Raw genomic sequence first — 9,272 nt, 5'->3', positions numbered from 1 at the left:
GCTGGTGCCTGAGCTACCGCATCCCGTCGAAGCTGAACGGCGAGCTCAAGGGCCCCGAACGCGGCGAGTACGTCAAGAAGCTCTGCCGTTCGACGCGCGCGCCCGGCGTGCTCGCGTACGACGGGGACGAGGTGGTCGGCTGGGCGGCCGTGGCGCCGCGCGCCGACACGACCTTCGCCCGGAATCGCAAGATCCCGCACGTCGACGACCTCGACGTGTGGTCGCTGTGGTGCATCCGCACGCGGCCGGGGCATCGCGGGCAGGGGATCACGCATGCGCTGATCGAAGGTGCCGTGGATTTCGCGCGCAAGAACGGTGCCCCCGCGATCGAGGGATATCCCGTCGACAACAAGGGTAAGAAGGTCGACCAGACGATGGCCTACGTCGGCACGCGCGCGATGTTCGAGAGAGCGGGCTTCGAAAAGGCCGCCGACACCGACTCCGTGTCGGGAGGCGTCCCGCGCGTCGTCATGCGCCTCGACCTGCGCTGAGCGGCTAGCGCGGCCGGCCCCCCTCGAAGCGGGCGGGGTCGTCCTCGGCGAGCGCCAGCGCGATGCTGCGCACGTGGTCGGGGGTCGTGTCGCCCAGCTCTTCGAGCCCTCGCCACGACACCTCGGTGAGCTCGCCGTCGGCGGGGTGCGGCTCGCCCGAGACCCACTCGCACCGGAAGACGAGGTCGAGGTAGTCGACCTGATCCCCGTTCGCGTATGTCGTGCGGGGGAGCGCACGCACGAGCGCGAGGCGCGTCACACGGACGTTGACGCCGGCCTCCTCGAGGCATTCGCGCACCGCGGCGTCGGCGGGCTGCTCGCCGGGATCGACGATCCCGCAGACGCACTCGAGGCGTCCATTGTCCGCCCGGCGCCCGAGCAGCACCTTCTCGTCGCGGAACACCACGGCGGTGACGCCCACCAGGGGCAAGGGCGCGCCGCCGATGCGGCTGCGGAGCTCGAGCACGAATTCGGGGGTCGCCATGGCGCCAGCCTACGAGGGGGCCCGCGTTCCACTCGTCGCGAGCACAACTGCGGGATTTCGGATCGACACGCCGGGCCGCGGCATCCATCCCCGGCGTGTCGCCCGCGATCTCCGCGGTCGTGTCCGCCGAAGCGCGTGCTCGGGGGTTCGAAGAGCGGGCGGGTCGGACCCCGACCGTAGACTCGACGCGTGGCATCCGACTCCTTCGTTCACCTGCACGTGCACAGCGAATACTCGATGCTCGACGGGGCGGCGCGGGTCAGGCCGCTGATCGAAGAGGCCACGAAGCAGGGGATGCCGGCGATCGCGGTCACCGACCACGGCAACACCTTCGGAGCCTTCGATTTCTACAAGACCGCGACCGACACGGGCATAAAGCCGATCATCGGCATGGAGGCCTATGTCACGCCCGGAACGCACCGCGCCGACAAGGCCCGTGTGCGCTGGGGCAGCCCCGACCAGAACGACGACGACGTCTCGGGCTCGGGTGCGTATACGCACATGACGCTGCTCGCCGAGAGCAACGAGGGGCTGCACAATCTCTTCCGCATGTCGTCGTACGCCTCGCTCGAGGGCTACTACTTCAAGCCGCGGCTCGACCGGGAGCTTCTCCAGACCTACGCGAAGGGCGTCATCGCGACGACCGGCTGCGTCGGTGGCGAGGTGCAGACGCGGCTCCGCCTCGGTCAGTACGACGCGGCGAAAGCGGCGGCGGCGGAGTTCCGCGACATCTTCGGCAAGGACAACTTCTACGCCGAGGTCATGGATCACGGCATCGACATCGAGCGTCGCACGATGACCGACCTCATGCGGCTGGCGAAGGAACTCGACCTGCCGCTGGTCGCCACGAACGATCTGCACTACACGCACCAGCACGACGCCAAGAGCCACGCGGCCCTGCTGTGCGTGCAGTCGGGCTCGACGCTCGATGACCCCAAGCGCTTCAAGTTCGAGGGCGAGGAGTTCTACCTCAAGTCCCCGGCGCAGATGCGCCACATCTTCCGCGACAACCCCGAGGCATGCGACAACACCCTCGCGATCGCAGAGCGCGTCGAGATCGCGTTCGACACGAGCGCGAACTACATGCCGCGGTATCCCGTCCCCGCCGGCGAAACCGAGCAGAGCTGGTTCGTCAAGGAGGTCGAGAGGGGCCTGCACGCCCGTTACCCGGCAGGCATCCCCGCCCCGGCGCGCGAACGCGCCGACTTCGAGACCGCGGTCATCGCGCAGATGGGATTCCCGGGCTACTTCCTCGTCGTCGCCGACTTCATCAACTGGGCGAAGGAGAACGGCATCCGGGTCGGTCCCGGACGTGGTTCGGGCGCCGGATCGATGGCCGCCTACGCCATGAGGATCACCGACCTCGACCCCCTCCAGCACGGCCTGCTGTTCGAGCGGTTCCTCAACCCCGACCGCGTCTCGATGCCCGACTTCGACATCGACTTCGACGACCGGCGCCGCGGCGAGGTCATCCAGTACGTCACCGAGAAGTATGGCGACGAGCGCGTCGCGCAGATCGTGACGTACGGCACGATCAAGGCCAAGCAGGCGCTCAAGGACGCGAGCCGCGTGCTCGGCTTCCCGTTCGGCATGGGGGAGCGGCTCACCAAGGCCATGCCCCCCGCGGTGATGGGCAAGGACATGCCGCTCGAGGGCATGTTCGACCCGCAGCATCCGCGCTACAAGGAAGCGAGCGAGTTCCGGGCGCTCATCGACACCGATCCGGAGGCGAAGACGGTCTTCGATACCGCCGTGGGGCTCGAGAACCTGAAGCGCCAGTGGGGTGTGCACGCCGCCGGCGTGATCATGTCGAGCGAGCCGCTGATCGACATCATCCCGATCATGAAGCGGGAACAGGACGGCCAGATCGTCACGCAGTTCGACTACCCGGCCTGCGAGTCGCTCGGCCTGATCAAGATGGACTTCCTGGGGCTCCGCAACCTCACGATCATCGACGACGCCCTCGACAACATCCGGGCCAACCGCGATGAGGAGCTCGTGCTGGAGGACCTCGCGCTCGATGACGCCGCGTCGTACGAGCTGCTCGCCCGCGGCGACACGCTGGGAGTGTTCCAGCTCGACGGCGGGCCGATGCGCAGCCTCCTCCGGCTCATGAAGCCCGACAACTTCGAGGACATCTCGGCTGTCCTCGCCCTGTACCGCCCCGGCCCCATGGGCGTGAACTCGCACACGAACTACGCCCTCCGCAAGAACGGCCTGCAAGAGATCGAGCCGATCCATCCCGAGCTCGCCGAGCCCCTCTCCGACGTGCTCGATACGACCTACGGCCTCATCGTCTACCAGGAGCAGGTCATGGCGGCCGCCCAGAAGCTCGCCGGCTTCACGCTCGGGCAGGCCGACATCCTGCGTCGCGCGATGGGCAAGAAGAAGAAGTCCGAGCTCGACAAGCAGCAGGAGGACTTCTTCGGGGGCATGACCTCGAACGGGTACAGCCCCCAGGCGCAGGAGGCGCTGTGGAAGGTGCTCGAGTCGTTCGCCGACTACGCGTTCAACAAGGCGCACACGGCCGCGTACGGGCTCATCGCCTATTGGACCGCTTACCTCAAGGCGCACTATCCGGCCGAGTACATGGCCGCACTGCTGACCAGCGTCGGCGACGCGAAGGACAAGCTCGCGGTCTACCTCAACGAGTGCCGGCGGATGGGCATCAAGGTGCTCCCGCCGGATGTCACAGAGTCCATCAAGTATTTCGCGGCCGTCGGCGACGACATCCGCTTCGGCCTCGGGGCCGTCCGCAACGTGGGCTCCAACGTCGTCGAAGGGATCGTGCAGGCGCGCACCGCCGCGGCCGTGGCCGAGCAGGGCGGCTTCACGTCGTTCCACGACTTCCTGACCAGGGTGCCCGCCCACGTCGCGAACAAGCGCACAGTCGAATCCCTCATCAAGGCCGGTGCCTTCGACTCGTTGGGCGCAACACGCCGCGCCCTCATGGAGATCCACGAGGATGCCACGGAGCAGGCCGTGCTCGACAAGCGCCGCGAGGCGAACGGCGAGGTCGGGTTCGACTTCGACAGCCTCTGGGACGAGCCGACGCAGACCACCAAGGTGCCCGACCGGCCCGAGTGGACCAAGAAGGACAAGCTGGCGTTCGAGCGCGAGATGCTCGGCCTCTACGTGTCCGACCACCCGCTCGCCGGGCTCGAGGTGGCGCTCGCGAAGCATGCCTCCACGTCGATCCATGACCTGCTGACCTCCGACGACCTGCAGGACGGCGACCAGGTGACGGTCGCGGGCCTCATCACCAGCGTCCAGCACCGTGTCGCGAAATCGAGCGGCAACCCGTACGGCATGATCACCGTCGAGGACTTCAACGGCGAGATCACGGTCATGTTCATGGGCAAGACCTACACCGAGTTCCAGCCGCTCCTGCAATCCGATGCGATCCTCGTCGTGCGAGGACGCGTATCGCGCCGAGACGACGGCATGAATCTGCACGCCCAGTCGGCGTTCTCACCCGATATCGGGTCGATGGATGCCTCGGGGCCGCTCACGCTCGTGATCGCCGAACATCGCGCCACCGAGCCCGCCATGCTCGAACTGGCGTCGATGCTGCAGCGCCATGCGGGATCTACCGAGGTGTCGATCAGACTGCACAAGGGCGGCACGGCGAAGGTGTTCGAACTCCCTCACTCGGTGCGCGTGACGGCCGACCTCTTCGGCGACCTGAAATCGATCCTCGGCCCCAACTGCCTCGGTTAGAACCCCGCCTCACCCCGTGGGCCGCTCAAGCACGGCGGGTAGTATCGGGGGCGCACGCCGAGCTCCACGGAAGGAAATGATCGTGACGGATGACTATGCAGACGACGCAGCCGAGGGCCTGACCGCCCCCACCACGGAGACGGAGGAGCCGGCGACGCAGTACGGGGTCGGACCGTTCACCGTGCGTGAGCTGGCCATCCTCGCCGCGTGGCTCCTGGCCTTCGTGGTGTCGTTCTTCTCGATCAGCACGGGGCGCTTCGACTCCGTGTGGACGTCGGGGCTGCTCTGGATCCTCACGATCGGCGTGCCGAGCGTCGCGGTCTTCCTGATCGTCCTCCGCCGCTTCTCGCCCGACGGCATCCGCCGCGTCGGATCGCTCGGCATCGATCAGTTCGCGTCCGTCGCGTTCTCGGTGTCGGCCGTGCTCTGGCTGCAGCTGCTGTGGGAGACGATCGCCATCGTGGTCGAGGGTGGCCCGTGGCTGCGTGGATGGGTGCTCTGGGTCGAGTTGGCGCTCATGATCGCCCTCGTCGTGCTCACGGTGTTCGCCCCGCTCATCGCCCCGCTCAGCGAAGACTTCCAGGGTCGCCCCGAGATCGTGGCGCACCGCAACGCCCGCCCGGTGCGCCGCGTGATCGCCCGACCGCGCCCCGAGCGCCCCGCTCCCGAGCCCGCCGTCACTGCCGGCGAGCCTGCCGCCGCGCAGCCGTCGACCGATACCGGGTCGTACGGCACCGGCGCGTACACCGCGGCCGGAGCCGCCGGCGCGAGCGCGTCCACGCCGACCGGCCCGCAGCAGCAGTGGAGCGACGACTCCGCCCGGACCAGCATCCTCGACCAAGCCTCGACTGAGACCCGGGCCGCCGCCGCGCCCGCCCACCAGGCGTTCTGGGCCCTCGTGCCCGAGGAGCGCGACGTGGTCGACGAACGCGACATCCCGATCTTCCGCATCGGCCCCACCGCCTGGGCGCTCGTGATCGAGGACCGCGGCGAGACCTTCGTCGTGCGGCACGAGGACGGACGCATCGGCTACCTGCACGATGTGTCCGGCGTGACGCGCGGCTGACATGAGGACGATCGATCTCCGCGGCCACCGCCTGACGACCGCGGAACTCCTTGCCGCCGTCCCGCGGGCGGCGGATGCCCGCGCCACCGCGATCACGACCGCGCACGACATCGTCGAAGACGTCCGTACGCGCGGCGAGGAATCGCTCCGCGAGCAGGCCGCGCGGTTCGACGGCGTCACAGGACACGAGGTGCGGGTCCCCAAGCACCACATCGACGAGGCGGTCGCAGGACTCGATCCCGTCGTCCGTCAGGCGCTCGATGAGGCGATCCGCCGGGTGCGCATCGCGTCGCAAGCCCAGGTTCCCGCTCCCTCGACGACCGAACTCGCCCCGGGCGCGCGGGTGACCCAGCGGTGGCAACCGGTGTCGAGGGTCGGCGTGTACGTTCCGGGGGGCAAGGCCGTCTACCCGTCGAGCGTCGTGATGAACGTCGTCCCCGCGCAGGTCGCCGGAGTGCGAAGCGTCGCCCTCGCCTCACCCGCGCAGAGCCACAACGGCGGACGCGTGCACCCCACGATCCTGGCGGCAGCGGGGCTGCTCGGCGTAGACGAGGTCTACGCCATGGGCGGAGCGGGCGCCATCGGTGCGCTCGCGCACGGCGTCGCATCGCTGCGGCTCGAGCCGGTCGATGTCGTGAGCGGGCCCGGCAACAACTTCGTGGCCGCCGCAAAGCGCGCGGTCGCGGGAATCGTGGGGGTGGACTCCGAGGCCGGGGCCACCGAGATCCTCATCGTCGCCGACGACACCGCCGATCCGCGCATCGTCGCCGCCGACCTCGTGAGCCAGGCCGAGCACGACGAGCAGGCCTCGGCCGTGCTCGTCACGACGTCTCCCGAGCTCGCCGACCGGGTGACCGACGAGGTCGCACTGGCCGCGGCATCCACTCGCCACAGCGAACGCGTCGAAGCCGCGCTTGCCGGCCCCCAATCGGCGATCGTGCTGGTCGATGACCTGGGTGCGGCCGCCGCGTTCAGCAACGCCTACGCGCCCGAGCACCTCGAGCTCCACATCGCGGATGCCGCGTCCGCCGCCTCCGAGTACGTCAACGCCGGCGCGATCTTCGTCGGCCCGGACTCGCCGGTCAGCCTCGGGGACTACCTCGCCGGTAGCAACCACGTGCTGCCGACGGGGGGACAGGCGCGCTATGCGTCGGGCCTCGGCGCGTTCACGTTCCTGCGCCCGCAGCAGATCATCGAGTACGACCACGACGCGCTGCGCCAGGTGAGCGGCGGCATCGTCGCACTGGCCGAGGCGGAGGCCCTTCCCGCGCACGGCGAGGCGGTCACGACGCGCTTTCCCGGGAGCCGCGCTGAACGGCGCACGGCGCCGAGCCGCTGAACGGCGCATGGCGTAGTCTGTCCAGGCCATGCACTGTCCGTTCTGCCGTCATCCCGATTCGCGCGTGATCGATTCCCGCACGAGCGATGACGGTCTGTCGATCCGCCGACGGCGCCAGTGCCCCGAGTGCGGGGGCCGGTTCTCGACCATCGAGACCGCGAGCCTCAATGTCATCAAGCGCTCGGGAGTCATCGAGCCGTTCAGCCGGGAGAAGGTGATGTCGGGGGTCCGCAAGGCGTGCCAGGGCCGCCCGGTCACCGAGGCCGACCTCGCCGTGCTCGCCCAGACGGTCGAGGAATCGGTGCGCCAGACCGGCTCGTCGCAGATCGACACGAACGAGATCGGCCTCGCGATCCTCGGCCCGCTGCGCGAGCTCGACGAGGTCGCCTACCTCCGGTTCGCGAGCGTCTACCAGGCGTTCGACTCGCTGGAGGACTTCGAGGCGTCGATCCGCGACCTCCGCGCCGATCACGCCTGACCTTCGAGGCGGTTCGACCGGCGCACGCCGAACGGTGCGCCCGGACCGCGCCGGTAGCCTGGAGGCGATGTATCCCTTCTTCTTCCGCGCCGTCCTGTCGCGCCTCGACCCAGAGTTCGCCCACCACGCCGGGATGCTCGTCATCCGCGTGCTCGGGGTGTGGCCGTTCGCGCCGATCACGCGGGCAATCGCAAAGCCCCACCCCTCTCTCGCCACCCGGGCCCTGGGCCTGACCTTCGACTCGCCGTTCGGCGTCGCGGCGGGCTTCGACAAGAACGTTCTCGGCGTCCGCGGCCTCGGCGCCCTGGGATTCGGCCACGTCGAGGCCGGCACGGTCACCGCGATCGCGCAGGAGGGCAACCCGAAGCCGCGGCTGTTCCGGCTCGTCGCCGATCGCGCCGTCATCAACCGCATGGGCTTCAACAACGGCGGGGCAGAGGCGGCCGCCCCGCGCCTGGAGCGGCTGCGCCGACGACGCCCGCGCACGATCGTCGGGATCAACATCGGCAAGAGCCGTGCCGTCGACGTCGCTGATGCGACATCCGACTACGTCCGAAGCGCCACGCTGCTCGCCCCGCTCGCCGACTACCTCGCCGTGAACGTGTCATCGCCGAACACGCCGGGGCTCCGCGGCCTGCAGGCGATCGAGACGCTCGCCCCGCTCCTCGAGGCGGTGCGGGATGCCGCGGGCAGCACTCCGATGCTCGTGAAGATCGCGCCCGATCTGCCGGACGACGAGGTGAAGGCCATCGCGCAGCTGGCCGTGCAGCTCGGCCTCGCCGGGCTCATCGCCACGAACACGACCATCTCGCGCGAAGGGCTCGTCACCGACGCCGCCGCCGTCGAAGCGGCCGGAGCGGGCGGGCTCTCGGGAGCGCCGTTGAAGCGGCGCTCGCTCGAGGTGCTCCGCCTCGTCCGCGCCGTCGTCCCGGAGGAGTTCTGCGTCATCTCGGTCGGGGGAGTGGAGACGGCCGACGACGTGCGCGAGCGGCTGGATGCCGGTGCCACCCTCGTGCAGGGCTACACGGCGTTCCTCTACCGCGGCCCGCTCTGGGCGCGTCAGATCAACCGGGGCCTTGCGGCGGCCGGCCGCCGCTGACGGGCGGTCCCCAGCTACGCGGGGCGCTGACCGCGCTTGACCTGCGGCTTGGGGAGGCGCATGAAGCGCATCTGCATCGAGCGCATCGCTGCGTACCAGCCGATGCCCTTCTCGCGCTTGTCGACGCCGAACTTGTCGCCGACCTTCTTCTTGATGCGCAGCGAGAGGATGATCATGTCGCCGATGACGAAGAGGATGAAGATCCACAGGCCGACGAACGACCAGTACTGGAAGAACCTGATGGGGATGAACGTTGCCACGATGACGATGACCATCATGGGCATGACGAACTCGCCCAGGTGCCACCCGGCATCCACGAAGTCACGCACGAACTTGCGCTGCGGGCCCTTGTCCCGCGCCGGAAGGTAACGCTCGTCGCCGGCGGCCATGCCGAGGCGCGCCTTGTCGCGGGCTGCGGCGAGGTCGGCGCGGGCGCGCGCCTTGGCCTCCTTGGTGTCGGCCACGAGGGGGCGCTTGCGGGCGGCCTCCTGCTCGGCGCGCGTCGGGGTCGCGCGGCCCTTGCCGGCGGCGTTCGCCTCGGCATGCTCGTCGGCGGGGACGGGGGCAGCGGGTGTCTTGGCCACGGCGGAACCTC

At 69.4% G+C, this 9,272-nt stretch carries 8 protein-coding genes; 6 read left to right on the top strand and 2 right to left on the bottom strand.

The genetic code is table 11. The features are described 5' to 3' along the window. Window positions 1-491, top strand: a 491-nt coding sequence (locus VNT50_RS10020) for a GNAT family N-acetyltransferase (protein WP_325484970.1), incomplete at its 5' end; no start/stop codon positions are given. A gap of 4 nt (window positions 492-495) precedes the next feature. Here VNT50_RS10020 and VNT50_RS10015 read toward each other — a convergent pair. Then, entirely contained in the window at window positions 496-975 is a 480-nt protein-coding gene (locus tag VNT50_RS10015) for an NUDIX hydrolase (RefSeq protein WP_325484969.1), read from the bottom strand. A 189-nt stretch (window positions 976-1,164) separates the two neighbouring features. Here VNT50_RS10015 and dnaE point away from each other — a divergent pair, with 189 nt between their 5' ends. The 5 genes from dnaE (at window position 1,165) to VNT50_RS09990 (ending at window position 8,677) form a co-directional block, all read left to right on the top strand. Next, on the top strand, window positions 1,165-4,695 hold the full coding sequence (gene dnaE, locus VNT50_RS10010; RefSeq protein WP_325484968.1) for a DNA polymerase III subunit alpha: 3,531 nt from the start codon (window positions 1,165-1,167) through the stop codon (window positions 4,693-4,695). 76 nt (window positions 4,696-4,771) lie between these two features. Further along, entirely contained in the window at window positions 4,772-5,761 is a 990-nt protein-coding gene (locus VNT50_RS10005; protein WP_325484967.1) for a hypothetical protein, read from the top strand. A 1-nt stretch (window position 5,762) separates the two neighbouring features. Then, window positions 5,763-7,100, top strand: coding sequence for a histidinol dehydrogenase (gene hisD, locus VNT50_RS10000; protein WP_325484966.1), 1,338 nt, complete (start codon window positions 5,763-5,765; stop codon window positions 7,098-7,100). 28 nt (window positions 7,101-7,128) lie between these two features. Continuing rightward, the gene (nrdR, locus tag VNT50_RS09995) at window positions 7,129-7,578 is read left to right on the top strand and encodes a transcriptional regulator NrdR (protein WP_325484965.1); all 450 of its coding nucleotides are present in this window, start codon (window positions 7,129-7,131) and stop codon (window positions 7,576-7,578) included. A 67-nt stretch (window positions 7,579-7,645) separates the two neighbouring features. After that, on the top strand, window positions 7,646-8,677 hold the full coding sequence (locus tag VNT50_RS09990) for a quinone-dependent dihydroorotate dehydrogenase (RefSeq protein ID WP_325484964.1): 1,032 nt from the start codon (window positions 7,646-7,648) through the stop codon (window positions 8,675-8,677). Between the two features lie 14 nt (window positions 8,678-8,691). Here VNT50_RS09990 and VNT50_RS09985 read toward each other — a convergent pair whose 3' ends face one another. Continuing rightward, window positions 8,692-9,261, bottom strand: a complete 570-nt coding sequence (locus VNT50_RS09985; protein ID WP_325484971.1) for a DUF3043 domain-containing protein — start codon at window positions 9,259-9,261, stop codon at window positions 8,692-8,694. Between the last annotated feature and the right edge of the window lie 11 nt (window positions 9,262-9,272).

This window comes from Microbacterium sp., assembly GCF_035554235.1.
Classification (GTDB): Bacteria; Actinomycetota; Actinomycetes; order Actinomycetales; family Microbacteriaceae; genus Microbacterium.
This window is presented reverse-complemented; position numbering and strand designations above follow the sequence as displayed.